This window comes from Streptomyces sp. AM25 (genome assembly GCF_058146165.1).
Map to the genome: position 1 here is coordinate 296911 of NZ_JBKIWN010000015.1, position 23395 is coordinate 320305.

Consider the following 23395-nt stretch of genomic DNA (forward strand, 5'->3'; position numbering starts at 1 on the left):
GAGCAGCTCCCGCTCAGTCCCGGTCCCGCCGCGCCCGCCACGTGTCGTACGCGATCGTGAGCGCACCGTCCGCGACGAGCAACGCCCCGGCGAGCCGGACCCGGGGGCGCCGCCGCCCCCACAGCAGCAGCCCGGCGCCGACGGCGACCTCGGCCACCCCCAACGCCCGGGCCCGCGGCCCGCGAACGGCGGCCCGCCACCCCGGCCACTCCACCGGCTCCGCCTCCGGCAGCGCCCCGGCCGCGGCCCGCAGCAGCTCGGCCCCGGCGCCGGGCGCGAGCCCGGAGCCCAGGTGCAGGCCCGCCCGCGACAGCACCGCGATCAGCCCGAGCACCCGCGCAGCGGCGTCCGCGTCGGAGTCCGCCTCCGTCAGCCGGTCGAACGCCTCGGCGTCCAGCACCGGATCGAGCCCGAGCCGCGCGCGCAGTGCGGTCATCGCGTCCTCGCCGCCCAGCGGCGTGCCGTCCGCGAGCCAGGTGTAGCCGACGGTCCGGCGGAAGCCGGACGCCACCACGAAGCCCGCGCCCTGCTCGTCCCACCACAGCCCGACCGCCGGCCAGGTCTCGGCGACGGTCAGCGCGTGCGCCCAGTCCGCCGTCATGGCGGCGATCTGCGAGCCCTCCTCGCGCCATGCCTCCTCCCCCGGCACCAGCACGCTCCACCCCTCGCCCGCCGGGGCCAGGAGGAGCGGTTCGCGCAGGAGCTGCGCGGAAGGACGGACGCGGTCGGGCTCGGCCCGGCAGAGCAGCAGAACCCCCGCCGCCCGGCTGTGATCAGTTGCGGACATGCGTCAACGCTAAGCCACGGGGGCGGCACTTGACTTCCAGGGACCGCGATATATCGTGTCTTGCAAGACGCGATATGTTGCGTCCTCGGTCAGAGGAGGCCCGGAATGCCCAGCCAGTCGAAGTGGTCACTGGCCGCGCCACAGAAGCTCACCCTCGACGAGCCGGTCACGGCCCTGAAGGTGCGCATCGTGGGCGGCACGGTCAATGTCGTCGGCACGGACAGCGGGCCCGCCCGGCTGGAGCTGACGGAGATCGAGGGTCCCCCGCTCGCGGTCACCCACACGAGCGGCACGCTGACCGTCACCTATGACGACGTGCCCTGGACGGGCTTCCTCAAGTGGTTCGACCCCAAGGAGCGGCACCGCAGGGTCACCGTCACGCTCACCGTACCGACGGCCACGCCCGTCGACGTCGGCACCGTCTCCGCGGGCGCCGTCGTCTCCCGCACCTCCGGCGACGCCAGGATCGCCACCGTCTCCGGCGAGGCCACCCTCGTCGGCCTGACGGGCACGGTCCGGGCCGACACGGTCTCCGGCCGGCTGGAGGCCCAGTCGCTCGGCGGCGAGCTGCGCTTCAACTCCGTCTCCGGCGACCTCACGCTGATCGAGACCGAGGGCGGCACGGTCAAGGCCGACTCCGTCAGCGGCGACATGCTCATCGACCTCTCCGGCACCGCCGGGACGAACCCCTCGCTCACGCTCACCAGCGTCTCCGGCGAGATCGCCATCCGGCTGCCGCACCCGGTCGACGCCGAGGTCGAGGCCAACACGGCCAGCGGCCCGGTCTCCTGCGCCTTCGAGGACCTGCGGGTCGGCGGGCAGTGGGGGGCCAAGCGCATCACCGGGCGGCTGGGGACGGGCGGCGGGCGCCTGAAGATCACCACGGTGTCCGGGGGCGTGGCTCTGCTGCGCCGGCCGGCCGGGTCCGCGGAACCGGGCCCGGGCCCGGTGGAAGGGAAGGTGCTCTGATGGCCCCCGTCTTCGCCCACGGCCGGCTGCGGCTCTATCTGCTCAAGCTCCTCGACGAGGCGCCGCGCCACGGGTACGAGATCATCCGGCAGTTGGAGGAGCGCTTCCAGGGCCTCTACGCGCCGTCGGCCGGCACGGTGTACCCGCGGCTGGCCAAGCTGGAGGCCGAGGGGCTCGTCACGCACGCGACGGAGGGCGGGCGCAAGGTCTACTCCATCACGGACGCCGGCCGCGCCGAACTCGCCGACCGACAGGGCGAACTGGCCGACCTGGAGCTGGAGATCCGCGAATCCGTCGCCGCGCTGGCCGCGGACATCCGCGAGGACGTCCGGGGGGCCGCCGGGGACCTGCGGCGCGAGATGCGCGAGGCCGCGCTGCGGTCCCGCGCGAGCAACGGGGAGACGGTCTCGGACTACTTCGCCGGCGCCAAGGAGGAGTTGCGGCGCGCGAAGGAGGAGTGGAAGGAGCAGGCCCGGCGGGCCAAGGAGGAGAGCCGGCGGGCCCGGCAGGCGTGGAAGGACGCCGGCCGCGAACTCGAGCGGCTGCTCGACCGGTTCCGCGACGAGGTGCGGGACACGGCCCGGGACCACGGTGTGACGTCCGATCAGCTCACCGAGGTGCGCGCGCACTTGGCGGAGGCGGCGGCCGGGATCGGTGCCGTACTCAGCCAGGGGCGGGACGGGAAGGAGTGAACCGGCGGGCGGTGAGCCCCTTGTTCGGCAGGAACCGGCCCGCCGCGTCCACCGCGCAGTACCCGGCCCCGTAGCACCAGGTGTAGCTCGCCCAGCCGGAGGTGTACCGCGCCATCGACGCCGGCGCGTCGAGGTAGAACCGCCGCATGTGCGGCAACTCGCTGCGGGGCGAGCCCCATTCGCCCACCACGACGGGGACCCGGTACTCCCGCGCGTACCGCACCACCGCGGCCTCGAACCGCGCGAGCCAGCCGGAGCCGGGGTCGTAGTCCCGGCCCGCCTCCATCGCCGCGTCGTACAGATGCGGCGCGTACACCACCTTCGGGTCGGGGATCCGGCCGAGTCCGGTGGGCAGGCCCTCGCCTGCGGCGGGGGTCGGCTCCACGAACAGCCAGTGCTTCCGGTCCACCCGGCGGATCGCCGCGGCAATACGCCCGTACATCGGCGTCAGCTGCGTCGCCTCGATGCGCCGCGCCGCTGCGGGAAAGTCCTCGCCCGGGCGCATTTTTCCCATCGGCTCGTTCATCAGGTCGTAGCCGAGAACCGCCGGGTGCCGCGCGAAACGCCCTGCCAGCACCTGCCACATGCGCATCTGCGCATTCCGCAGATCCGCATCCTGGTAAAGGTGCTCGAACGCGGCCTGCACCGCGGGCTCGTAGTACTCGGAGAACCAGTCGCCGGGGTGCGGCACATACGGCAGGCCGTCCGTGCGCGTGGCCCATTCGGGAATGCCGCGGTGGCCGCCGAAAGCCGGCCCGTAGACATCCTGATGGGCGTCCAGCACCACGCGGAGACGATACCGGTGGGCCCAGTCCAGAATGCGCTCGATACGGGCCAGATATCGCTCGCTGTAATGGCCGGGAAGCGGTTCCAGGTCGTCCCAGAAGACCAGCAGACGGACGAAGGTGAATCCGTGTGCGGAAAGGTCGCGGAAGTGGCGTTCCGTGATGTCCCGGAGGGCGTCGGGGCCGCGGTGTGTTTTGTCTTCGACGTTCCAGCCGGTCAGGGCCGGGGCCGTGGGGGGCGGGGGCGGGGGCGGTGTCATGGTCAGGATCAAGGCCGCCAGGACTGGCCGCACCCCGCGTAACACCCGGTGCCTCCCGCGCCCCTTCGGGGCCCTCAGACGGTCAGGACCACCTTTCCGAACAGGTCTCCGCCCGCCATCTTCTCGAAGCCCTCCCGCGCCCGGTCAAGCGGCAGGACCGAGTCGATCACCGGACGGACCCCGGTCGCCGCGCAGAAGGCCAGCAGATCCGCCAGCTCCTCCTTCGTGCCCATCGTCGAGCCGACGACCTTCAGCTCCAGGAAGAAGATCCGGGTCAGCTCTGCCGCGGGCGGGTTGGGGCCGCTCGTCGCGCCCGAAATGACCAGCGTGCCGCCGGGCTTGAGGGACTTGACCGAGTGCGACCACGTCGCCGCGCCCACCGTCTCGATGACCGCGTCGACGCGCTGCGGCAGTCGCGCACCCGCCTCGAACGCCCCGATGGCGCCCAGTTCCAGGGCGCGTTCCCGCTTGGCCGCGTCACGGCTCGTCGCATAGACCCGCAGCCCGGCCGCCGCGCCCAGCGCGATGGCCGCCGTGGCCACACCGCCCCCGGCGCCCTGCACCAGGACGCTCTGGCCCGGCCGCACGCCCGCGTTGGTGAACAGCATCCGGTAGGCGGTCAGCCACGCGGTCGGCAGGCAGGCCGCCTCCTCGAAGGACAGCTCCTGCGGCTTCGGCAGTAGGTTCCAGGCCGGCACGGCGACCCGTTCGGCGAACGTGCCCTGATAGCGCTCGGTGAGGATCGAACGGGGCTCGTCCGGGCCCACGCCGTGGCCTGTCTGGCCGATGACGGAGTGCAGGACGACCTCGTTGCCGTCCTCGTCGATCCCGGCCGCGTCACAGCCGAGGATCATGGGCAGGGCCTTCTCGGACAGTCCCACCCCGCGCAGCGACCACAGGTCGTGGTGGTTGAGGGAGGCGGCCTTGACGGTGACGGTCGTCCAGCCGGGCCGCGCCTCGGGCTCGGGGCGCTCCCCCAACTCGAGGCCGTTCAGCGGCTGGTCACGGTCGATGCGTGCGGCATAGGCGGCGAACATGGTCAGAACCTAGCCGGGGGCGCGTTCATGGGGGAACCGTAAGCGAGTGTGACACGCGTCCCGCGCCCCGAAGGGGCGCGGGACTGTTTCGATTTGCGGCTCCGCCGCGCGGGCGCGAGCAACCAGAGCGAACCCGCAGCCGAAGAACCCCGCGCCCCGGGCAAAGCGCCTAGCGCAGCGCCACGCCGTCCCGACGCGCAGCCGCCGCCACGGCCGCCGTGACGGCCGGCGCAACCCGCGGATCGAACGGCGACGGAATCACGCACTCCGCGCTGAGCTCGTCGGCCACCACAGCGGCCAGCGCCTCCGCAGCCGCCAGCTTCATGCCCTCGGTGATGCGCGTGGCACGCACCTGGAGCGCACCGGCGAAGATGCCGGGGAAGGCGAGGACGTTGTTGATCTGGTTCGGGTAGTCGCTGCGGCCCGTCGCGACCACGGACGCGTACTTGTGGGCGACGTCCGGGTGGATCTCCGGCGTGGGGTTGGCCATTGCGAAGATGAGCGCGTTGTCGGCCATCGTGGCCACGGCGCTCTCCGGGACCGTGCCGCCGGAGACGCCGACGAAGACGTCCGCGCCGTCGAGCGCGGTCTCCAACGAGCCGGAGAGACCGGACCTGTTGGTGAAGCCGGCCAGCTCGCGCTTGACGTCGGTGAGGTCCTCGCGGTCCCGGGAGACAATGCCCTTGCGGTCGCACACGGCGACGTCGCCGATGCCGGCCTCGACCAGGATGCGGGCGATGGCCACGCCGGCCGCGCCCGCGCCGGAGATGACGGTGCGCAGGTCGCCGAGCTCGCGGCCGGTGAGGCGGGCCGCGTTGCGCAGGGCGGCGAGGGTGACGACGGCGGTGCCGTGCTGGTCGTCGTGGAAGACGGGGATGTCCACGCGCTCCTGGAGGCGGCGCTCGATCTCGAAGCAGCGCGGCGCCGAGATGTCCTCCAGGTTGATGCCGCCGAAGGAGGGTGCGAGCCGGGCGACGGTGTCGACGATCTCGTCGACACCGCGGCAGTCGAGCGCGATCGGCACCGCGTCGACGCCGCCGAACTGCTTGAAGAGGATGGCCTTGCCCTCCATGACGGGCAGCGACGCCTCGGGGCCGATGTCCCCCAGGCCCAGCACCGCGCTGCCGTCCGTCACCACCGCGACGACCTGGGACTTCCAGGTGTAGTCGTGGACGAGTTCGGGCTGCTCGGCGATCGCGCTGCACACCTTTGCCACGCCGGGCGTGTAGGCGAGGGACAGGTCGTCCCGGTCCCGGACCGGGACCGTCGCCCGGATCTCCATCTTGCCGCCACGGTGCAGTGCGAAGGCCGGGTCGAAGAGCTCGCCGTGAGCGTCTCCGTCCTGGCCGCTGTCGCTCCGAGGATTCACAATCTCCGCTGACACTGTTGTTGACCCCTTTGTCGTAACTGCTGTCGAGGGTAGCCGCCCCGTGTTGCGGAGCAGGCCGGACGCCGCGTCCGTGACAGGGGTGGTACGGACACCGGGCGCACGCCGCACGGGCGCGCCCTGAGCCCCGGGTGAGGGGTCCCGGGCCTTTCTACCGGATGAACACGACGGCAGACGAGCGAGTTCTCGGGCGTTCTGCAGGTTATGGGGGAATCCTGGTGACAAAAGCATGCCAACCACGACCGGTTCCTTACCGACCGGTAGCGCATGCAGACGGCCCGTTATCCGATTTTGATATAGCTGGGCCCCCGAATGGGGTACTCCGGATGGCAAGATGCGCAGACCGCACGAGGTTGCGACCGCACAGCAGGTGCGCCGGGCCTCCTCGGTACCCCTGTGCACCCCCGGGTAACGCGTTACCGCTTGTGAACCACACGCAGTGTTGACCAGTCGGCTATCCCCTCACCCGCAGGAGGAACCAGCAATGACCGCAAGCACCACCCCCCGCCCGGTTGCCGCCAGGAGTCGTGTGGCCGCGGCCGGCGCGATCGCGGTCGCCGGCGCCCTGCTGCTGAGCGGCTGCGGCGACCAACGGGACAAGTCCGGCCACGGTGGCGGGGAGGCCACCGCCAAGGGCTCCTCCGCGCCGCTCTTCGCCAAGCTGCCCAAGTCCGTCCAGGACGCCGGCGTCATCAAGGTCGGCTCCGACATCGCCTACCCGCCGGTCGAGTTCAAGAAGGACGGCAAGACCGTCGGCATCGACCCGGACATCGCCGCAGCGCTCGGCAAGCAGCTCGGGGTGACCTTCGAGTTCAACAACGGCACGTTCGACACCCTGTTGACCGGTCTGCGCTCCAAGCGCTACGACATAGCGATGTCCGCGATGACCGACACCAAGGACCGGCAGGACGGTGTCGACCCCAAGACCCGCAAGAAGGTGGGCGAAGGCGTCGATTTCGTCGACTACTTCACCGCGGGCGTGTCGATCTACACGAAGAAGGGCGACACCAAGGACATCAAGTCCTGGGACGACCTCTGCGGCAAGAAGATCGCCGTGCAGCGCGGCACCGTCTCGGACGACATGGCCAAGTCCGAGTCGGACAAGTGCGAGAAGGCCGGCAAGGGCAAGATCAGCATCGAGGCCTTCGACACCGACCTGGAGGCCCAGACCCGGCTGAAGGCCGGCGGAGTCGACGCCGTCTCCAGCGACTTCCCGGTCGCGGCCTACGCGGTCAAGACCTCGGGCGGCGGCAACGCCTTCGAGATCGTCGGCGACCAGGTGGAAGCCGCTCCGTACGGCATCGCCGTCGCCAAGGGCAACACGCAGCTGCGCGACGCTCTGAAGGAGGCCCTGGACGCGATCATCAAGAACGGCGACTACGAGAAGGTCATGAAGACCTGGGGAGTCGAGGCAGGAACGATCAAGGAACCGAAGATCAACGGCGGTTCCTGACCTTCCTTCCCTCGTGCTGACCGTTGAAAGGTCGTATCCATGACTGACTCTCCAGAGACACCGGAGAAGACAGGCAAGGCCACCCCCGAGGCCATCCGGGCCATCCCGGTACGGCACTACGGGCGTTGGGTCGCCGCCGTCGTCGTGATCGCGCTGCTGGGACTGCTGGTCAACGCCTTCGCCTCCGCGAACGTCCACTACGGCGCCATCCCCGACTACCTCTTCGACTCCTCCGTCGTCTCCGGCCTCGGCAAGACCGTCCTCATCTCGGTGCTCGCCATGCTGCTGGGCCTCGCCCTCGGCATCGTGCTCGCCGTGATGCGGCTGTCCAAGAACCCGGTGACGTCGACCGTCTCCTGGCTCTACATCTGGTTCTTCCGCGGCACCCCGGTCTACGTCCAGCTGCTGCTGTGGTTCAACCTCGCGCTGATCTTCCCGGAGATCAACCTCGGCCCGATCTACCGTGACGACATGAGCTCGTTCATGACGCCGTTCATGGCCGCGCTGCTCGGTCTCGGACTCAACGAGGCCGCGTACATGTCCGAGATCGTCCGGGCCGGCATCCAGTCGGTCGACGAGGGCCAGACCGAGGCCGCGCACGCGCTCGGCATGAGCCAGGGCAGAACGCTCCGCCGGATCGTGCTGCCGCAGGCCATGCGCGTGATCGTGCCGCCGACGGGCAACGAGTTCATCAACATGCTCAAGACCTCGTCGCTGGCCGCGAGCGCCGCACAATACCTGGAACTGCTGCGCTCCACCTCCGACATCGGGCAGACCACCGGTGCGACCGTGGAGATGCTGTTCCTCGCCGCCACCTGGTACCTCATCCTCACCAGCGTCTTCAGCGTCGGGCAGTTCTACCTGGAGCGTTACTACGCACGCGGCTCGCAGCGCAGCCTGCCGCTCACGCCCTGGCAGAAGATCAGGGCGAACCTGGCCGGGGCCGGCAACCGCACCAAGGGAGGCGTCAGCGCATGAGCGCCATGGTCAAGGCCGAGGGCGTCCACAAGTCCTTCGGCGCCACGCAGGTCCTCAAGGGCATCGACCTGGAGGTCGCACCGCGCGAGGTGTTCTGCCTCATCGGCCCCTCGGGTTCCGGCAAGTCGACGTTCCTGCGGTGCATCAACCACCTGGAGAAGATCAACGCGGGCAGGCTGTACGTCGACGGCGAGCTCGTCGGCTACCGGCAGAAGGGCGACCGCCTCTACGAGCTCAAGGACAGCGAAGTCGCCCAGAACCGCCGGGACATCGGCATGGTGTTCCAGCGCTTCAACCTCTTCCCGCACATGACGGCGCTGGCCAACGTCATGGAGGCGCCCGTCCAGGTCAAGGGCGAGACCAAGGCGGTCGCCCGGGAGCGGGCGACGAAGCTGCTGGACCGGGTCGGCCTCGCCGACAAGGCCGGCAACTACCCCTCGCAGCTCTCCGGCGGCCAGCAGCAGCGCGTCGCCATCGCGCGGGCGCTGGCGATGGAGCCGAAGCTGATGCTCTTCGACGAGCCGACCTCCGCCCTGGACCCGGAGCTGGTGGGCGACGTGCTGGACGTCATGCGGGGCCTCGCCGAGGACGGCATGACGATGATCGTGGTCACCCACGAGATGGGCTTCGCCCGCGAGGTCGGGGACTCGGTCGTCTTCATGGACGACGGCGTGGTCGTCGAGTCGGGCGCGCCGCGAGAGGTTCTGACGAACCCGCAGCACGAGCGGACGAAGTCGTTCCTGTCGAAGGTGCTGTAGCGCCCCTTACGGGGCGCAGGTCACTTCAGCGCCAGCACCATCGCATCGGACGGCGAACTCCACACCGCCCGCGCCTCGTTGAATCCCGCCTCGCACAGCGTCGCGGCGTGCCAGCCGGCGGCAGGCGTGTCGCCGTCGGCGTGCTCGCCGTAGATCACGAAGCGCTCGGCGGTCGGCTCGGCAAGGACCGGGTCGGCGGCCGCGAGCTGCCACCAGTCGCGCCAGTCGAGGGCGCCCGCGGCCCGGGCCCGCTCCCGGCGGGCGTGGCGCAGGGCGCGCTCGGCCTCGTTGATGCGCGGGGTGGCCGGGTCCGGCATGTGGTCGGCGTTCATGAAGACGCCGCCCGCGCGGACCACGCCCGCGACCTGCCCGTAGAGCACGCGCAGGTCGGTGGAGTGCAGCCAGTGCAGGGCGGTGGCGGTAAGCACGGCGTCGTACTCGGCGTGCGGCAGCCGGTCCGTCCAGTGCGGGTCCTTGAGGTCCGCCGTCACGAACTCCACGCGGTCGTCGCCCTCGAAGGTGCCGCGCGCGATGGTGAGCAGGGCGGGGTCGAGGTCGATCCCGGTGACGGTGGCCTTGGGGAAGCGCTCCAGCAGCCGCTGCGAGATCGAGCCCGTGCCGCAGGCGAGGTCCAGGACCCGGGCCTCGGCGCCGACGCACGCCTCGACCATGTCGAGCATGACCCGGAACCGCTCCTCGCGGTCGGGCAGGTACCACTCCTGCTGCCGGTCCCAGCTGGCCTGCCAGGCGGCCCAGTCGGGGGCGGTTGCGGTGGTCTGGGACATCTCGGACATCTTTCAGCTCCGCTCGTCGTGTGCACCGCGGGGACGCGGCCACACATGTCGCACATGCCTACGGGCCGGGCCCTGTACAAGGAAAACGCGTGTAATACCCTCGAAGCAGAACCGGCCATTACCGATCGATGCCCCGCACCCTAGACCTCGCCGCGTAAGGACCACAAGTGGAACTGGCTTATTACTCGGACTACGCCGTGCGGCTGGTCAACACCGAAGAGCCCGCACGCGGTACGGATGCCCTCACCTCGCTCGACGCCGTCCGCGAACTCTGCGGCTCCAGCACCCAGATGGCCCGTCGGCTGACCGACGGCGACCTGACCCGGCTGCGCGCGGTACGGGTCCGGCTGCGCGCCGTCTTCGAGGCGGCGGACGAGGGCGACGAGGTCCGTGCGGTGGACCTGCTCAACGCGCTGATGATGGAGTTCCCCGTCAGCCCGCAGATCTCCGGCCACGAGCAGCGCGACGAGGACGGCCGCCCCAAGTGGCACATGCACATCGCCGACCACGCGGCCAGCGCCGGCGCCTCGTACACCGCGACCGCCTGCATGGGCCTGGCCGTCCACCTCACCGAGCTGGGCGTCGACCGGCTCGGCATCTGCCGCGCCGCGCCCTGCCGCAACGCCTACCTCGACACCTCCACCAACCGCTCCCGCCGCTACTGCTCGGACCGCTGCGCCACCCGCGCGAACGTGGCCGCCTACCGGGCCCGCAAGCGCCTGGAGAACGCCCGCTCGGAGAGCGCGCCCGGCGCCCCCCGCAGCGGCCGCACCGCCGAGACCGCCCAGCGCACCCAGGCCCGCACCGACCGCTGACCCCGCTCCGGCGGCCGGCGCAGCCGCAGCCGGGCCCGGGCCACCACGAGCTCCTCCGGCACCGCCCCGAACTCCCGGCTGTCGTTCTCCACCAGCGGGTTGTCCCCGGTCACCCACCAGCCGCCCGCGCGCCGCTCCACGGCGCGCTTGACGATCAGCAGGTCCTGCCGGAACGGGTGCCGCAGCACCACCACGTCCCCCGGCCGCACGGCCGCCCCGTACTGCACGAGCAGCTGGTCTCCAGGGTTCAGCGTCGGCACCATCGACGGGTTGTAGACCTCGGCCAGCCCGATCCGCAGCAGCCCGCGACGCTCGCGCTCCAGCTCCTGCCCGCGCTCGTCCAGTCGCACCTGCACCACGGCACCTCCGTCGTCCTCTCCGTCCACGGTCCCAGACCGGCACCGGCCTTTTGACCCAATCCCCCCGGGCCGCCCGGGAAAAGCCTTCCCGCACCGAGTAATCTCGCACCCGAGAAGACGATCACGAGGAAGGACAGCACATGCTTTCCCGCCTGTTCGCCCCCAAGGTGAAGGTCAGCGCACACTGCGACCTCCCCTGCGGCGTGTACGACCCGGCCCAGGCCCGCATCGAGGCCGAGTCGGTCAAGGCCGTCCAGGAGAAGTACCAGGCCAACGAGGACCCCCACTTCCGCGCCCGCGCCACCGTCATCAAGGAGCAGCGCGCGGAGCTGGCCAAGCACCACATCTCGGTGCTCTGGAGCGACTACTTCAAGCCCCCGCACTTCGAGAAGTACCCCCAGCTGCACCAGCTGGTCAACGACACCCTCAAGGCCCTGAGCGCCGCCAAGGCGTCGACGGACCCGAAGACGGGCGAGAAGGCGCTGGAGCTCATCGCGGAGATCGACAGGATCTTCTGGGAGACCAAGAAGGCCTGACGCCTTCGCGGTGGCTCGGTCCCGCCCCCGGTGCACTGCGGTGCACCGGGGGCGTTCTCATGCCCGCGCCAGCCGCGGAAAGAGAACCTCCGCATTGCCCCGCCCGACGGCGTCGAGCTCGCCCGCCCGCCACCCCTCGTAACCGTCCAGGTGGCCGTTGAAGTACGCGCCCGCCTCGGCCGGGGCGAACGGCCAGTCGCTGCCGTAGAGGACGTGGCCGGGCTCGGCGAAGGCCAGGAGGGACGGGAGTGCGGTGGGGCTGCCGGACAGGGCCGTGTCGAAGTAGAAGCGCTTGAGGTCCGTCAGGACGGCGTCGACGGTGCTCTGTTCGGGCCGCGCCAGGCTCGCTGCGACCGCCACCCGGTGGGCGACGTAGGGCAGGAAGCCGCCGGCGTGGGAGAGGATCACCTTCATCCGGATGTGACGGGACATGACGCCGTTGAGGGCCATGTGGACCGCAGTGCGGGTGGTGTCGAAGGTGAAGTCGACGACGGGGGCGGGGATGCCCGGGATCATCGGCATCTGCAGCTCGGCGGGGTGGACGAAGACCACGGCGCCGCGGGCGTCGAGTTCGGTCCACAGCGGCTCGAAGGCCGGGTCGCCGAGGTAGCGGCCGTGGGCGTTGGCCATCAGGACGACGCCGTCGGCGTGCAGCTCGTCCAACGCGTACGCGGCCTCGGCCATGGCGCCGTCCACGTCGGGCAGCGGGATGCTGGCGAACAGCCCGAAACGGTCGGGACGGTCCTTGACCGCCTCGGCGGCGTACTCGTTGACCTGACGGGCCAGGGCGCGGGCCTCGGTGTCGTCGCCGAAGTGCACGCCGGGGGCGCTGACGGAGACGACACCGGTGGCGATGCCCTGGGCGTCCATCATCGCGACGGCGCTCTCCTTGCTCCAGACCGGGAGCGGCCAGCCGCCGGAGTCGAGGCCGCGGCCGGCCAGCAGCTGCCGGTAGGCGGGCGGGATCACGTGCTCGTGGACGTCGATGCGGGCGGGGGTGTCCATCGTCTCCGGCCTCTCATTACTTAGTTAGTTAGCTTGCTAAGTACATCTTTAGTAAGCTAACAGCCATGCGGAATGGAGACAAGCACGCGGATCGGGACGCCGGCGTCGAGGAGCTGGCCCAGGCGGCCGACGCCCTCTTCCTCGCCATGCGCCGGGCCCGCTCGGCCGCCGCGGACCGGACCGGCGGCCTGTCCCTGGCCCAGCAGGCCATGCTCGAACCGCTCCTCGGCGACCCCGCCCTGCCGGTCGGCCACCTGGCCGCCGGGGCGAACGTCAGCGTCCCGACGGCCACGCGGATGCTGCAGCAGCTGGAGACCAAGGGCGTCGTCACCCGGCGGCGCTCCCCCGAGGACGAGCGCCGCGTCCTCATCGCCCTCACCCCCCAAGGGGCCGAGCAGCTCGGGGAGTTGCGCGCCCAGCGGCGCGAGCGGCAGGCGCTCGGCTATGCGGCCTTCACCGCGGAGGAGCGGCTGCATCTGGCACAGCAACTGCACCGCCTGGCCGGGATCATCGACGCGTCGGACCGACTTCCGGGCGCGGGCACCTGACAAAAGTCACGTGGAGCCGTGGACAGCCCACACTGCCCCCGGCCCCGCCCCGCCCGCGAAGCTGAACGCATCCGAAGGACACGGTGCACAGCATCACGCAACGGGGGATTCCGACCATGAGCCAGACCACGGCCACCGCCACGGCCACCACGCCCGCCGACGAAGCCGCCGCCCAGCGCAACGCCCTGCTGCAGAGCCTCAAGCCGCTGATCGTGGACGCCGGCATTCCCACGGTCGCGTACTACGTGCTCACCCGGGGCTGCGGCATGAGCACGATGGCCGCGCTCGCGTGGAGCGGTGTCGTTCCGCTCGCCCGCACCGTGTGGGGCATCGCGAAGGAGCGGAAGCTGAACGGGCTCGCCGCGGTGATGCTCGTCCTCAACATCGCCGGGGTGCTGCTCAGCACGGTCGCCGGTGACGTCCGGCTGATGCTCGCCAAGGACAGTGCCGGAACCGGGGTGTTCGGGCTCGTGGTGCTCGGGGCCGCCTTCGCCGGGCGGCCGTTGATGAGTGCGGGACTCAAGCCGTTCGCCACCAAGGGGTCGGCGGCCAAGGATGCCGCCTGGGAGCGGCTGTCCGCGGGGTCCGCGCGGTTCCGCGGGCTGGAGCGGCGGTTCTCGGCGATCTGGGGCGGAGTGCTGCTGACCGAGGCCGTCGTGCGCATCGTCGGCGCGTACACCCTGGCCCCCGACACGATGGCCTGGCTGGGCAACGTGATCTTCGGGGTCGGCATGGTGACGGCGATGATCGTCGCCGGCGGGGCGGCCGCCGCACCGATCGAGCGGATGGTGGAGGAAGAGGCCACGGTGCCGCACCCCGCCCGACTTCTCCCGGTTGCCTAGACTGGTGACTTCCCGGGCGCACGACAGGCGCCCGGCGCGGGGACGACGGGAGAGGGATCGTGACGGCAGGCGTCGGGAACTTCGAAAGCATCGAAGGGTCCTTCGGCGACCCGTACGGCCCTTACGACTCCTACGACCCCGCCGGTTTCGCCGACCTGGCCGAACAGACCGACCCCCCGGCCGACCCCTCGGCCGACCTGCTGGCCGAGGCCGCCGCCGCCTTCGGGCTGCTCGCCTCCTCCGCCCGGCTGCACCTGGTCTGGGCCCTGGCCCAGGGCGAGAGCGATGTGAGCGGGCTGGCCGAGCGGGTCGGCGGTGCGCTGCCCGCGATCAGCCAGCATCTGGCCAAGCTCAAGCTGGGCGGCCTGGTGCGTTCCCGGCGCGAGGGGCGCCGGGTGGTCTACCTGGTGGACGACCCCCATGTCGTCGCCATGGTCCGGCTCATGCTGAAGCAGCTGGCCTCCCGCGAGCCGGAGACCGGCGCCGCATCCGTGTCCGGACGCCTCCGTGGCCTGGGCGCCTGAGGACTCCCGTACGGCCGCAGGGGGCGGCGGTACGAACCTGGAGGTCCTGCGCGCGCTGGAGAGCGGGCCGCGCGGGCTGGTCGAGGCGGAGGCGGAGGAACGGCTCCTGCGGCACGGGGAGAACGTCTTCCCCGGCCGCCGTCCGGAGCCCCTGCCGCTGCGCTTCGCGCACAGTCTGCGCGACCCCTTCACCGCCGTCCTCGTCTGCCTCGGCCTGGTCTCGGCCGTGCTCGCGAGCTGGGCCACGACCTGCGTCATCGTCGTGCTGGTGGTGGTCAGCTGCGTGCTGCGCGCGACGGGCGAGCACCGCGCCGACCGCTCGGCGGCCGGCCTGCGCGAGCTCGTCGCCACCACGGCCACCGTCCGCCGCCGGCCGACGGAGACCTCGCCCCCGGCGGCCCGCGAGGTACCGGTCGACCAGCTCGTCCCCGGCGACCTGGTGCTCCTCTCCCCCGGCGACCTGGTCCCGGCCGACCTGCGGCTGCTGCGCACGACTGGCCTGACCGTCCACGAGGCCGCCCTGACCGGCGAGTCGGCGCCGGTCGACAAGATCGCCCCGGGGAACGCGGGCGCCCCGGACGACCGCCGGCACCTGTGCTTCCAGGGCAGCAGCGTCGTCTCCGGCAGCGCCAGCGGCGTCGTCGTCGCCACCGGCCGCGACACCCTGCTCTCCGGCGCCCTGGCCGGATCGTCGTTGCGGGCGCACACACCGCGCGGGCCGTTCGACCGGTCCGTGAACGGGATCGCCTGGACCCTCATCCGGTTCATGCTGCTCACCGCCCCGCTCGTGCTGATCGCGAGCGCCCTGCTGCGCGGCCGCGGGCTGGAGACGCTGCCGTTCGCCGTCGCGGTGGCGGTCGGGCTCACGCCCGAGATGCTGCCCGTCATCGTCACGTCCGCACTGGCGCGCGGCGCCGCGCTGCTCGCCCGCGACAGCGAGGTGATCGTCCGGCGGCTGCCCGCGCTGCACGACCTCGGCGCGGTCGACGTGCTCTGCGTGGACAAGACCGGCACCCTCACCCAGGACCGCCCGGTCGTCGAGTGCTCGGTGGACGCCGGCGGCGACCCCGACCCGGCCGTGCTGCGCTGGGCCGCGGTCAACGCCCTGTGGACCCTGCACCTGGCCGAGGTGCCCGTCCCCGACGCCCTGGACGAAGCGCTGCTGGACGCCGACGAGGAGACGGGCGGGGCGGCGTGCCCGGGGTCGTTCGACGACTACGACGGCGTCGTCTCGCTGCCCTGCGGCCCGGGCCGCAGGATCTCCACCGCCGTCGTCCAGCTGCCCGGCGACTCCCGGTTCGCCCTCGCGAACACCCACACCCTGGTGGTCAAGGGCTCCCCCGAGGACGTCCTGGACCGCTGCACCCTCGACGACGCGGAGCGGGAACGCCTGGCCGGCCGCGCCGCCGCCCTGGCCGCCGACGGGCTGCGGGTGCTGGCCGTGGCCGTCGCCGAACGGCCCGCGCGCCCCGGCCCGTACACCCACGCCGACGAGCGCGGCCTGACGTTCACGGGCTTCGTCGGGCTGCGCGACGCGCTCGCCCCGACCGCCGCCGAGGCCATCGCCGAGCTCGCGCGCGGCGGCGTCGCCGTGAAGCTCCTCACCGGCGACCACCCGGGCACCGCCGCCCGGGTCTGCCGCGAACTGGGCGGCGACCCCGGCGTGCCCGTCACCGCCGACCGCATCGACGCCCTCACGAGCGAGGAGGAGCTGAACGAACTGGCCGCCGGGACGACCGTCTTCGCGCGTTGCACCCCCGAGCACAAGGCCCGCATCGTCCTGGCGCTGCGCTCCGGCGGGCACACCGTCGGGTTCCTGGGCGACGGGGTCAACGACCTGGCCGCGCTGCACGCCGCCGACGTGGGGATCTGCCCGCGCGACGGGGTCGACGTGGCGCGCGAAGCGGCGGACGTCGTGCTCGCCTCGAAGGACCTCACCGCCCTGGACCGGGCCATCGTCGCCGGGCGGCGCAGCACCTCCAACATCGCGGCCTATCTGCGGATCACCCTGTCGTCGAACGTCGGCAACGTCATCGCGATGCTGGTGGCCGGGCTGATGCTGCCGTTCCTGCCGATGCTGCCGGCCCAGGTGCTGGTGCAGAACCTGTGCTTCGACGCGGCCCAGCTGGCCCTCGCCTTCGACCGCCCCGACCCCGGCGCCCACAACCGCCCGGTGGTGCTGCGCCCGCGCGCGCTGCTGCGCTTCGTCACGGGCTTCGGCCTGCTGAACGCGGCCGCCGACCTGGCCACCTTCGGGGTGCTGATGCTGGCCGTGCACTCGCTGGGCGAGGACGGCCAGGAGGCGTTCCACGCCGGGTGGTTCACGGAGAACCTGCTGACGCAGGCGATGGTGATGCTGCTCCTGCGGTCCGGGCGGCAGCTCGCGGAGGGCGGCACGCCCGGGCCGATCCGGTGGGCGACGGCCGGCCTGGCGGTGGTGGGGCTGCTGCTGCCGCTGTCCCCGGCGGGGCCGCTGCTGGAGATGGCGGTGCTGCCGGCGATGTACTACGCGCTGCTGGCGGTGGTGCTGGCGCTGTACGCCGGTGGCCTCGCGGCGGCGCGGGCACGGTTCGACCGCGCCCCGTAGGGGCGCGGGGCGGTGACATTGTGCGGCTCCGCCGCGTACAGGCACAGCCCCGCACCCCTTACGGGGTGCGGGGCTGTGTTCCGGTTACGGGGTGCGGGGCTGTGTTCCGGCGAAGCCGGTCTACCAGTCGCCGCCCCCGAAGTCGCCCCCGCCTCCGAAGTCGCCGCCGCCGTCGCCCCAGCCGCCGCCACCGAAGTCGCTCGGGTTGAAGTCCGAGCCGGAGAAGTCGCCCCCGTCGACGCCGGGATCGAAGGACGGCTCCGCCGCCCAGGCGGACGGGCCGCTCAGCATGCTGCCCAGCAGCGTGCCCGCGAGCAGCCCCGGCAGCATGCCGCCGCCGAAGTAGCCGCCGGCCCAGGGCCCGTACGCCGGTCCGGCGTTCCAGTACGGCTGGGGGCCGTGCTCGGTCTGGACGGTGCGGGACATCGGCTCCTGCCCGTCGGCCAGCCGGGCCGAGTCCGCCGCGCAGGCGGGCACGGTGCGCATCGCGCCGCCCGGCGGGGCCCAGGCCACGTCCTGGACGGACATCCCGTGCCGCGGGTCGAAGAAGCAGGGCATCCGGCGCTCGGGCAGCGGGGCCCCGGTGCGGCGGGCGGCGAGGGTGGCCAGGGCGAAGCGGCCCTTGTCGAGGGAGTCGGTGACGCCCGTGACCTCCTGCGGCCTGGCGGCCGCGGCGATCCGGGTCTTCGCCTCCTCGTAGGCGTCGAGGGCCTGCTCGTAGTCGTGGCGCATCTCGTCGGTGGCGCCGGGCTCGGACGGCTTGAAGTCCAGCCGGTCGAGCTCCTCGCCGAAGGCGGTGATGTCCTCGTCGACGACGACGCGCAGCGCCTGCAGCTCGGCGCGCTCGCGCTCCTCGCGCCTCTTCTTGTTGCGCCGGTAGAGCGCGTAGCCGCCGGCGCCGCCGGCCACGACGACGCCGCCGATCACGAGCAGCCCCGTGGTGGCGGCACCGCTGCCGCCCGAGTCGCCCCAGGAGCCGGGGGTGTGCCCCTTGGCCTGCTTGTCGGCCTGGTCGACGAAGTTGTTGACCACGGTCTTGGCGTCACCGCCCTCCGCCCTGACGGCGCCGACCAGGTTGCGGACGGAGTTCTGCGACATCACCTTGTGGTCCGCGTCGGCGTTGAACTTGTCGCCGAGGTGGACGGCGTAGACGCCGCTGATGCCGACGAGGGTGCGCAGGTTCTTCAGGATCGTCTGCTGGGGGTACTCGGGCGCGTTGGGCAGCACCGCGACGAACACGGGCTTGCCCGCGTCCTGGATCTTCTTCGCGAGGTCCTTGGCGTCGGCGTCGGAGAGCTGTGAGCTCGCCCGCGGGTCGACGTAGACCGGGCTCTTCTTCAAGCTCTCGGCCGCGGCCTTCAGGCCGGTGGCCGTGCCGGTGTCGGCATGCGCGGCAGGAGCGTACGACGCCGCGCCTGCCAACGCGAGCAGGGCGATGACCAGGGCCGTCAGCGGCCTTGCCAGCGCCCGGGGAGTGGCGGACATGGCGTTGCTCCTCCAGGAAGGGCTCATGGTGATCATGGCTTTACTCTTCGCTTACCAACAAAACGGGCCGACCGGGCACGAGGTTCCTCACCCGGCTCATCCGTAGGAGAGATTCGCACAGGGGTCGTCGTCGGCCGAGCGGGCCTTGCCCGCGACCTCCGAGGACACCGCGTCCGGGGTGGAGGCCGAGGCCGCCGGGCCCGGGCCGCCCGCGGGGGCGTCCGCGTAGTCCTTGCCGAGGGTGACCGAGATCCCGCTCGCGGAGGCGCCCCGGACGTACGAGCCGGGGAAGAGCTTCGCGAGGGTCCCGGCGTGGTCCGCCTCGCCCGGCCCGAACTCGATCACGGTGGTGGCCTCGCCGCGCAGCCGGGAGTTCGCGGTGCCGGTGACGGTGTAGCCGTGCTCCTGGAGCAGTCCGGCGGCGCGGGCGCCGAGGCCGGCGACCGTGGTGCCGTTGGCGACGGAGACCTTGACGCCGGCGCCGTCAACGGCCGCCGAGGAGGATGCCGAGGGCTCGGAGCCGTGGCCGTCCTTGCCGGCGGCGTCCTTGCCGTCGATGGTCCGGTCGGCCCTGAGGGAGGCCCACAGGGCGCCCGCGTCGGGCTGCTTCACGGCGACGCGGGCGCCGTCGTACTCCCAGGGCATCGTGACGAACTTGATGTTGTGCAGGTCGATGTTCTTCATCGCCATCGCGAAGGAGATCATCTTGTCGGCGCTGCCGAGCCCGGGGTCGACGGTCATCGACTTGGTGGCGGCGTCGGCCAGCGGCAGCAGCGTGGTGGGGTCGAGGCCCTGCGACTTGACCTTCTTGATCATCGAGGAGACGAAGGCCTGCTGGCGCTGGATGCGCCCGATGTCGGAGCCGTCGCCTATGCCGTGCCGCACTCGGACGTAGTCCAGCGCCTTCTGCCCGGAGACCTTCTGCGGCCCCTTAGGGAAGATCAGCTCGCCGCGCGAGCCGAGGTTGGGGTTGAGGTCGCCCTCGTAGAGGTCCTTGGGGACGCAGACCTCGACGCCGCCCACGGCGGAGGTCATCGCGGAGAAGCCCGAGAAGTCGACCACGACGGTGTGGTCCACGCGCAGCCCGGTCAGCTGCTCGACGGTGTTCTGGGTGCAGGCGGGGTTGCCCTTGGCGGTGTCGCCCACGGAGAAGGCCGAGTTGAACATCGCGTGCTGCTCCCCGGACGTCCAGCTGCCGCTGGGGAGCTTGCACGGGGGTATGTCCACAAGGCTGTCCCGGGGTATGGAGATCCCGATCGCATGCTTCCCGTCGCCGTAGACGTGCAGGATGAACGCGGTGTCCGAGCGGCCCACGTCGCCCGTGCCGCCGCCCAGCTTGGCGTTGCCGCCCGCGCGCGAGTCCGAACCGATCACCAGGACGTTCTGCCCGGCGGCGTTGGCCGGGGGGCGGTTCTTGGAGAGACCGTCGGCGCCGAAGGTGTTGATGCTGCCGTCGAACTTCAGGTACAGCCAGCCCGCACCGGCGGTCAGCAGTACCAGGAAGGCCACGGCGACAATGGTGACCCCCCGCAGTTTTCCGCGCTTCGCGGGCTTCCCCGAGGGCGATCCCTCGGGACGCTTGCCCCGCTTGCCACTCATATGCGCGCCTCGCTCCAGTCCCCGGCCGCCCGTTTGTTCACGCCCGGTTAGACGATTGGCCATGGCCTTTGGTTGTCCATTTGCGCAATCTAGCAAGTATGGTGGGGAAAGCTGTTATGGCATCCGAGCCGGAGCAAGCGGAAAGAGAGGTGGGCGGCCATGCTGCGCAACGCCCTGGAACCCTGGCACCTCCTGGTGGTCGTGCTCGTGGTTGTCGTCCTGTTCGGGTCGAAGAAGCTGCCCGACACCGCCCGCGCGCTGGGCAAGTCCATGCGCATCCTCAAGAGCGAGGCCAAGGCGATGAAGGACGAGGGCGGCACCGCACCCGCGAACACGGGCGCCGCGAGCGACACCGCCGCCGCCCCGGTGACCGGCATCGTGCACCCCTCCTCCCCCAACGGCAGCACCGCAGAGAACGCGCGGTAGCCGACCCCTCGGGGACCCCAGCCCGTGGTGAGCCTCCTGGAGGCCGGACGACCGTCCCGGCCCGCACCGGGAGGCGGCACACCGCGGGCTTTCACGCATGCCGTCGCCCCGACGCGGCAGCGGTGCAGGTGACCGGCCCGGTGATCGGGTTGCGACAGTAGTTCCGGCACAACATTGGCGGATCACGCACCGGGAACGGGACAGGAAGCGTCGAGACTGGTCACCCCGCACCACCCGCTGCGCGCAGGAGGAACCGTCATGTCCGGGTCTCGTGTACTGGCCATGGGGCACTACCAGCCGTCCCGGGTGCTCACCAACGACGAGCTCGCCACCCTGGTCGACACCAGCGACGAGTGGATCAGCTCCCGGGTGGGCATCCGGACGCGCCGCATCGCCGCGGCCGACGAGACGGTCGCCTCGATGGCCACCCAGGCCGCCGCCAAGGCCCTCGCCAACAGCGGCCTCGCGCCGGAGGCCGTCGACCTCGTCCTCGTCGCCACGTGCACCGCCGTCGACCGCAGCCCCAACACGGCGGCGCGGGTCGCCGCGGCGCTGGGCCTCGCCGCCCCCGCGGTCCTGGACGTCAACGTCGTCTGCGCCGGCTTCACGCACGCCCTCGCCCAGGCCGACCACGCGATCCGCGCCGGGGCGGCGACCAACGCCCTGGTCGTGGGCGTGGAGAAGTTCAGCGACGTGACGGACTGGACGGACCGCACCACGTGCGTCCTGGTCGGCGACGGCGCCGGGGCGGCCGTGGTCACCGCCTCCCCCGAACCCGGCATCGGCCCGGTGGTGTGGGGCTCGCTCCCCGGGATGGGCCACGCGGTGCGCATCGAGGGCACCCCGTCGCGCTTCGCCCAGGAGGGCCAGTCCGTCTACCGCTGGGCCACCACGACCCTCCCGCCGATCGCCCGCAGTGCGTGCGAACGGGCCGGGGTGCGGCCGGAGGACCTGGCGGCGGTGGTCCTGCACCAGGCGAACCTGCGCATCATCGAGCCGGTGGCGCGCCGGATCGGCGCGGTGAACGCCGTGATCGCCACGGACGTGACGGAGTCCGGCAACACGTCGGCGGCGAGCATCCCGCTCGCCCTCTCGAAGCTGGTGGCCTCCGGCCGGGTGGAGCCCGGCGCGCCGGTCCTGCTGTTCGGGTTCGGCGGGAACCTGTCGTATGCGGGGATGGTCGTGGAGTGCCCGTAGCCGTATCCGCCTACGGCGCTTCCCGCAGGTAGAGGGCACCGCACGCGTGACAGATGGGGACGTCCGGCGTCCCCCAGTCGTCCGCTGAGCGGACCGCGGCGGCCGACTCCAGCTCGCGGCCGCACATCGCGGTCGATTCCTCCTGCCGGACCACGTGCCAGACCTTGACCTCGGCCAACGGGTCCGCTGCGGCGCGGCCGTCCATGTACTCGGCTCGGAGTTCGTGCTCCATGAGGACCACGATGAGGTGCGGCCCGTGCGGGCGCCACTTGGGCGGGTGCGGGCCGGTCGTGGCTGGTCACGCCCACGCGGCGGAGCCGCACAATACAACAGCCCCGTGCCCCGTAAGGGGCGCGGGGAACTGCGCGACAAGCCACGACGAACCCGCAGCTGACGCACTGCGCCCCCCGTGGAGCGCTCAGAACACCGACCAGCCCGTCAGCGTCGTGAAATGGTCCAGGGCCGCCACGCCCGCCACCGAGTTGCCCCGTGCGTCCAGCCCCGGGCTCCAGACGCACAGCGTGCAGCGTCCCGGTATCACCGCCACGATGCCGCCGCCCACGCCGCTCTTGCCGGGCAGGCCCACCCGGTAGGCGAAGTCGCCGGCCGCGTCGTACGTGCCGCACGTGAGCATCACGGCGTTGATCTGCTTCGCCTCGCGGCGCGGCAGCAGCCGCGAGGCGTCGGCGCGCAGGCCGTGCCGGGCCAGGAAGCTGCCCGCGCGGGCGAGGTCGCTGCAGCTCATCCGGATCGAGCACTGCCAGAAGTAGTGCTCCAGGACCGTCGGCACGGGGTTGTCGAGGTTGCCGTAGCTGGCCATGAAGTGGGCCAGCGCCGCGTTGCGGTCGCCGTGCTCGGTCTCGGACTTGGCCACCGCCGGATCGAAGGAGACGTCCGGGTTGCCGCTCTCGGCGCGCAGGAACTCCAGCATCGTGGTGCTCGCGTCGCCGGTCAGCGTCTGCAGCCGGTCGGTGACGACGAGCGCACCGGCGTTGATGAACGGGTTCCGCGGGATCCCGTTCTCGTACTCCAGCTGCACCAGCGAGTTGAACGGGTTGCCGGACGGCTCGGTGCCCACGCGCTCCCAGATCTTCTCGCCGCCCTCGGCGAGCACCAGCGCGAGGCCGAAGGCCTTGGAGATGGACTGGACGGAGAACGGCCGTTCCCAGTCCCCCACGCCGTACACGCCGCCGTCGACGTCGGCGACCGCCATGCCGAAGTGGTTGATGTCCACCTCAGCGAGCGCCGGGATGTAGTCGGCGACCTGTCCCCGGCCGACCAGCGGCCGCGCGAAGTCGGCAACTTCCTCAAGTACGGCCTGGTAGTCCACGTGATGCGCTTCCTGTTTCTCCTCGCTGGCCGGGCCAGCGTACAAAATGGGTGACGTGACCAGCGACAATCCCCCCGGCGCGGCCGGACTCGCCGCCCTCCGGCCCATGCTGCCGTCGCCGCTCGCCGAGGTGTCCGACGAGCGGTTCGCCCGGCGCGGGCTGCGTCTGCTGCTCAAGCGGGACGACCTGATACACCCGGACCTTCCGGGCAACAATAGGGTCGGGGACTGGCGCGGTGACG

Annotated in this window: 23 protein-coding genes and 2 pseudogenes; 14 read left to right on the plus strand and 11 right to left on the minus strand. The window is 71.8% G+C overall.

Features of this window, described 5'->3' with window-relative positions; all coding sequences use genetic code 11:
- Positions 1-13: 13 nt before the first annotated feature.
- On the minus strand, positions 14-787 hold the full coding sequence (locus ACLHRZ_RS21935) for a hypothetical protein (RefSeq protein WP_490420191.1): 774 nt from the start codon (positions 785-787) through the stop codon (positions 14-16).
- 105 nt (positions 788-892) lie between these two features.
- Here ACLHRZ_RS21935 and ACLHRZ_RS21940 point away from each other — a divergent pair, with 105 nt between their 5' ends.
- Together ACLHRZ_RS21940 and ACLHRZ_RS21945 are read left to right on the plus strand one after the other, a co-directional pair.
- On the plus strand, positions 893-1756 hold the full coding sequence (locus ACLHRZ_RS21940) for a DUF4097 family beta strand repeat-containing protein (protein ID WP_490420192.1): 864 nt from the start codon (positions 893-895) through the stop codon (positions 1754-1756).
- The gene (locus tag ACLHRZ_RS21945) at positions 1756-2448 is read left to right on the plus strand and encodes a PadR family transcriptional regulator (protein WP_490420193.1); all 693 of its coding nucleotides are present in this window, start codon (positions 1756-1758) and stop codon (positions 2446-2448) included. The genes ACLHRZ_RS21940 and ACLHRZ_RS21945 overlap by 1 nt, the downstream gene beginning before the upstream one ends.
- Here the strand turns inward: ACLHRZ_RS21945 and ACLHRZ_RS21950 are convergent.
- The 3 genes and pseudogenes from ACLHRZ_RS21950 to ACLHRZ_RS21960 all read right to left on the minus strand — a co-directional run.
- A pseudogene (locus ACLHRZ_RS21950) lies at positions 2447-3493 on the minus strand (glycoside hydrolase family 5 protein); the annotation flags it as partial. The gene ACLHRZ_RS21945 and the pseudogene ACLHRZ_RS21950 overlap by 2 nt on opposite strands.
- Before the next feature lie 74 nt (positions 3494-3567).
- Positions 3568-4530: a zinc-binding dehydrogenase gene (locus ACLHRZ_RS21955; protein WP_490420194.1), complete on the minus strand. Its 963-nt coding sequence runs from the start codon at positions 4528-4530 to the stop codon at positions 3568-3570.
- Between the two features lie 169 nt (positions 4531-4699).
- Complete coding sequence (locus tag ACLHRZ_RS21960; protein ID WP_490420195.1) at positions 4700-5914, minus strand: NAD(P)-dependent malic enzyme; 1215 nt, start codon at positions 5912-5914, stop codon at positions 4700-4702.
- A gap of 487 nt (positions 5915-6401) precedes the next feature.
- On the opposite strand from ACLHRZ_RS21960, the gene ACLHRZ_RS21965 reads away from it, so the two are divergent.
- The 3 genes from ACLHRZ_RS21965 to ACLHRZ_RS21975 are packed head-to-tail and all read left to right on the plus strand — an operon-like array spanning position 6402 to position 9106.
- A complete protein-coding gene (locus ACLHRZ_RS21965; RefSeq protein WP_490420196.1) occupies positions 6402-7370 on the plus strand; it encodes an ABC transporter substrate-binding protein in 969 nt (322 codons plus the stop codon).
- Positions 7371-7409: 39 nt separating this feature from the next.
- On the plus strand, positions 7410-8348 hold the full coding sequence (locus tag ACLHRZ_RS21970) for an amino acid ABC transporter permease (protein ID WP_490420197.1): 939 nt from the start codon (positions 7410-7412) through the stop codon (positions 8346-8348).
- The gene (locus tag ACLHRZ_RS21975) at positions 8345-9106 is read left to right on the plus strand and encodes an amino acid ABC transporter ATP-binding protein (protein ID WP_490420198.1); all 762 of its coding nucleotides are present in this window, start codon (positions 8345-8347) and stop codon (positions 9104-9106) included. The genes ACLHRZ_RS21970 and ACLHRZ_RS21975 overlap by 4 nt, the downstream gene beginning before the upstream one ends.
- A gap of 20 nt (positions 9107-9126) precedes the next feature.
- On the opposite strand, the gene ACLHRZ_RS21980 is transcribed toward ACLHRZ_RS21975, so the two are convergent.
- The gene (locus ACLHRZ_RS21980; RefSeq protein ID WP_490420225.1) at positions 9127-9891 is read right to left on the minus strand and encodes a class I SAM-dependent methyltransferase; all 765 of its coding nucleotides are present in this window, start codon (positions 9889-9891) and stop codon (positions 9127-9129) included.
- A 176-nt stretch (positions 9892-10067) separates the two neighbouring features.
- Between ACLHRZ_RS21980 and ACLHRZ_RS21985 the strand changes: the two genes are divergently transcribed.
- Entirely contained in the window at positions 10068-10715 is a 648-nt protein-coding gene (locus tag ACLHRZ_RS21985; RefSeq protein WP_490420199.1) for a CGNR zinc finger domain-containing protein, read from the plus strand.
- Here ACLHRZ_RS21985 and sodX read toward each other — a convergent pair.
- On the minus strand, positions 10601-11071 hold the full coding sequence (sodX, locus tag ACLHRZ_RS21990; RefSeq protein WP_490420226.1) for a nickel-type superoxide dismutase maturation protease: 471 nt from the start codon (positions 11069-11071) through the stop codon (positions 10601-10603). The two genes, ACLHRZ_RS21985 and sodX, sit on opposite strands and share 115 nt — an antisense overlap.
- 143 nt (positions 11072-11214) lie before the next feature.
- On the opposite strand from sodX, the gene sodN reads away from it, so the two are divergent.
- Entirely contained in the window at positions 11215-11610 is a 396-nt protein-coding gene (sodN, locus tag ACLHRZ_RS21995) for a superoxide dismutase, Ni (protein WP_490420200.1), read from the plus strand.
- Positions 11611-11667: 57 nt separating this feature from the next.
- Here sodN and ACLHRZ_RS22000 read toward each other — a convergent pair whose 3' ends face one another.
- Complete coding sequence (locus tag ACLHRZ_RS22000) at positions 11668-12615, minus strand: amidohydrolase family protein (RefSeq protein WP_490420201.1); 948 nt, start codon at positions 12613-12615, stop codon at positions 11668-11670.
- Between the two features lie 65 nt (positions 12616-12680).
- On the opposite strand from ACLHRZ_RS22000, the gene ACLHRZ_RS22005 reads away from it, so the two are divergent.
- The 4 genes from ACLHRZ_RS22005 to mgtA all read left to right on the plus strand — a co-directional run bounded on the left by ACLHRZ_RS22005 (position 12681) and on the right by mgtA (position 17116).
- Positions 12681-13163 carry a MarR family winged helix-turn-helix transcriptional regulator gene (locus tag ACLHRZ_RS22005; RefSeq protein WP_490420202.1) on the plus strand — a complete coding sequence of 161 codons (483 nt, stop codon included), beginning with the start codon at positions 12681-12683 and terminating at the stop codon, positions 13161-13163.
- Positions 13164-13279: 116 nt separating this feature from the next.
- A complete protein-coding gene (locus tag ACLHRZ_RS22010) occupies positions 13280-14005 on the plus strand; it encodes a VC0807 family protein (RefSeq protein ID WP_490420203.1) in 726 nt (241 codons plus the stop codon).
- A 155-nt stretch (positions 14006-14160) separates the two neighbouring features.
- Entirely contained in the window at positions 14161-14529 is a 369-nt protein-coding gene (locus tag ACLHRZ_RS22015) for an ArsR/SmtB family transcription factor (protein ID WP_490420227.1), read from the plus strand.
- A complete protein-coding gene (mgtA, locus tag ACLHRZ_RS22020) occupies positions 14513-17116 on the plus strand; it encodes a magnesium-translocating P-type ATPase (RefSeq protein ID WP_490420204.1) in 2604 nt (867 codons plus the stop codon). Before ACLHRZ_RS22015 ends, mgtA begins: the two co-directional genes overlap by 17 nt.
- Before the next feature lie 120 nt (positions 17117-17236).
- On the opposite strand, the gene ACLHRZ_RS22025 is transcribed toward mgtA, so the two are convergent.
- Entirely contained in the window at positions 17237-18601 is a 1365-nt protein-coding gene (locus ACLHRZ_RS22025) for a hypothetical protein (protein WP_490420205.1), read from the minus strand.
- Between the two features lie 96 nt (positions 18602-18697).
- Positions 18698-20200: an LCP family protein gene (locus tag ACLHRZ_RS22030; protein ID WP_490420206.1), complete on the minus strand. Its 1503-nt coding sequence runs from the start codon at positions 20198-20200 to the stop codon at positions 18698-18700.
- A 159-nt stretch (positions 20201-20359) separates the two neighbouring features.
- Between ACLHRZ_RS22030 and tatA the strand changes: the two genes are divergently transcribed.
- A complete protein-coding gene (gene tatA, locus ACLHRZ_RS22035; RefSeq protein ID WP_490420207.1) occupies positions 20360-20626 on the plus strand; it encodes a Sec-independent protein translocase subunit TatA in 267 nt (88 codons plus the stop codon).
- A gap of 258 nt (positions 20627-20884) precedes the next feature.
- Positions 20885-21823: a beta-ketoacyl-ACP synthase III gene (locus ACLHRZ_RS22040; RefSeq protein WP_490420208.1), complete on the plus strand. Its 939-nt coding sequence runs from the start codon at positions 20885-20887 to the stop codon at positions 21821-21823.
- Positions 21824-21833: 10 nt separating this feature from the next.
- On the opposite strand, the gene ACLHRZ_RS22045 is transcribed toward ACLHRZ_RS22040, so the two are convergent.
- Together ACLHRZ_RS22045 and ACLHRZ_RS22050 are read right to left on the minus strand one after the other, a co-directional pair.
- A complete protein-coding gene (locus ACLHRZ_RS22045; RefSeq protein WP_490420209.1) occupies positions 21834-22055 on the minus strand; it encodes a hypothetical protein in 222 nt (73 codons plus the stop codon).
- Positions 22056-22241: 186 nt separating this feature from the next.
- The gene (locus ACLHRZ_RS22050) at positions 22242-23153 is read right to left on the minus strand and encodes a glutaminase (RefSeq protein WP_490420210.1); all 912 of its coding nucleotides are present in this window, start codon (positions 23151-23153) and stop codon (positions 22242-22244) included.
- A 46-nt stretch (positions 23154-23199) separates the two neighbouring features.
- Between ACLHRZ_RS22050 and ACLHRZ_RS22055 the strand changes: the two are divergent.
- A pseudogene (locus tag ACLHRZ_RS22055) lies at positions 23200-23395 on the plus strand (hypothetical protein); the annotation flags it as partial.

Excerpts from the sequence above, each read along its gene's own strand:
- ACLHRZ_RS22045 (WP_490420209.1), bottom strand. The coding sequence starts at position 22,055 with ATGGAGCACGAACTCCGAGCCGAGTACATGGACGGCCGCGCCGCAGCG.
- ACLHRZ_RS21975 (WP_490420198.1), top strand. The coding sequence starts at position 8,345 with ATGAGCGCCATGGTCAAGGCCGAGGGCGTCCACAAGTCCTTCGGCGCC.
- ACLHRZ_RS21980 (WP_490420225.1), bottom strand. The coding sequence starts at position 9,891 with ATGTCCCAGACCACCGCAACCGCCCCCGACTGGGCCGCCTGGCAGGCC.
- ACLHRZ_RS21940 (WP_490420192.1), top strand. The coding sequence starts at position 893 with ATGCCCAGCCAGTCGAAGTGGTCACTGGCCGCGCCACAGAAGCTCACC.
- tatA (WP_490420207.1), top strand. The coding sequence starts at position 20,360 with ATGCTGCGCAACGCCCTGGAACCCTGGCACCTCCTGGTGGTCGTGCTC.
- ACLHRZ_RS21955 (WP_490420194.1), bottom strand. The coding sequence starts at position 4,530 with ATGTTCGCCGCCTATGCCGCACGCATCGACCGTGACCAGCCGCTGAAC.
- ACLHRZ_RS21935 (WP_490420191.1), bottom strand. The coding sequence starts at position 787 with ATGTCCGCAACTGATCACAGCCGGGCGGCGGGGGTTCTGCTGCTCTGC.
- ACLHRZ_RS22010 (WP_490420203.1), top strand. The coding sequence starts at position 13,280 with ATGAGCCAGACCACGGCCACCGCCACGGCCACCACGCCCGCCGACGAA.
- ACLHRZ_RS22040 (WP_490420208.1), top strand. The coding sequence starts at position 20,885 with ATGTCCGGGTCTCGTGTACTGGCCATGGGGCACTACCAGCCGTCCCGG.
- ACLHRZ_RS22000 (WP_490420201.1), bottom strand. The coding sequence starts at position 12,615 with ATGGACACCCCCGCCCGCATCGACGTCCACGAGCACGTGATCCCGCCC.
- sodN (WP_490420200.1), top strand. The coding sequence starts at position 11,215 with ATGCTTTCCCGCCTGTTCGCCCCCAAGGTGAAGGTCAGCGCACACTGC.
- ACLHRZ_RS22025 (WP_490420205.1), bottom strand. The coding sequence starts at position 18,601 with ATGTCCGCCACTCCCCGGGCGCTGGCAAGGCCGCTGACGGCCCTGGTC.
- ACLHRZ_RS22030 (WP_490420206.1), bottom strand. The coding sequence starts at position 20,200 with ATGAGTGGCAAGCGGGGCAAGCGTCCCGAGGGATCGCCCTCGGGGAAG.
- ACLHRZ_RS21945 (WP_490420193.1), top strand. The coding sequence starts at position 1,756 with ATGGCCCCCGTCTTCGCCCACGGCCGGCTGCGGCTCTATCTGCTCAAG.
- ACLHRZ_RS21965 (WP_490420196.1), top strand. The coding sequence starts at position 6,402 with ATGACCGCAAGCACCACCCCCCGCCCGGTTGCCGCCAGGAGTCGTGTG.
- ACLHRZ_RS21970 (WP_490420197.1), top strand. The coding sequence starts at position 7,410 with ATGACTGACTCTCCAGAGACACCGGAGAAGACAGGCAAGGCCACCCCC.
- ACLHRZ_RS22005 (WP_490420202.1), top strand. The coding sequence starts at position 12,681 with ATGCGGAATGGAGACAAGCACGCGGATCGGGACGCCGGCGTCGAGGAG.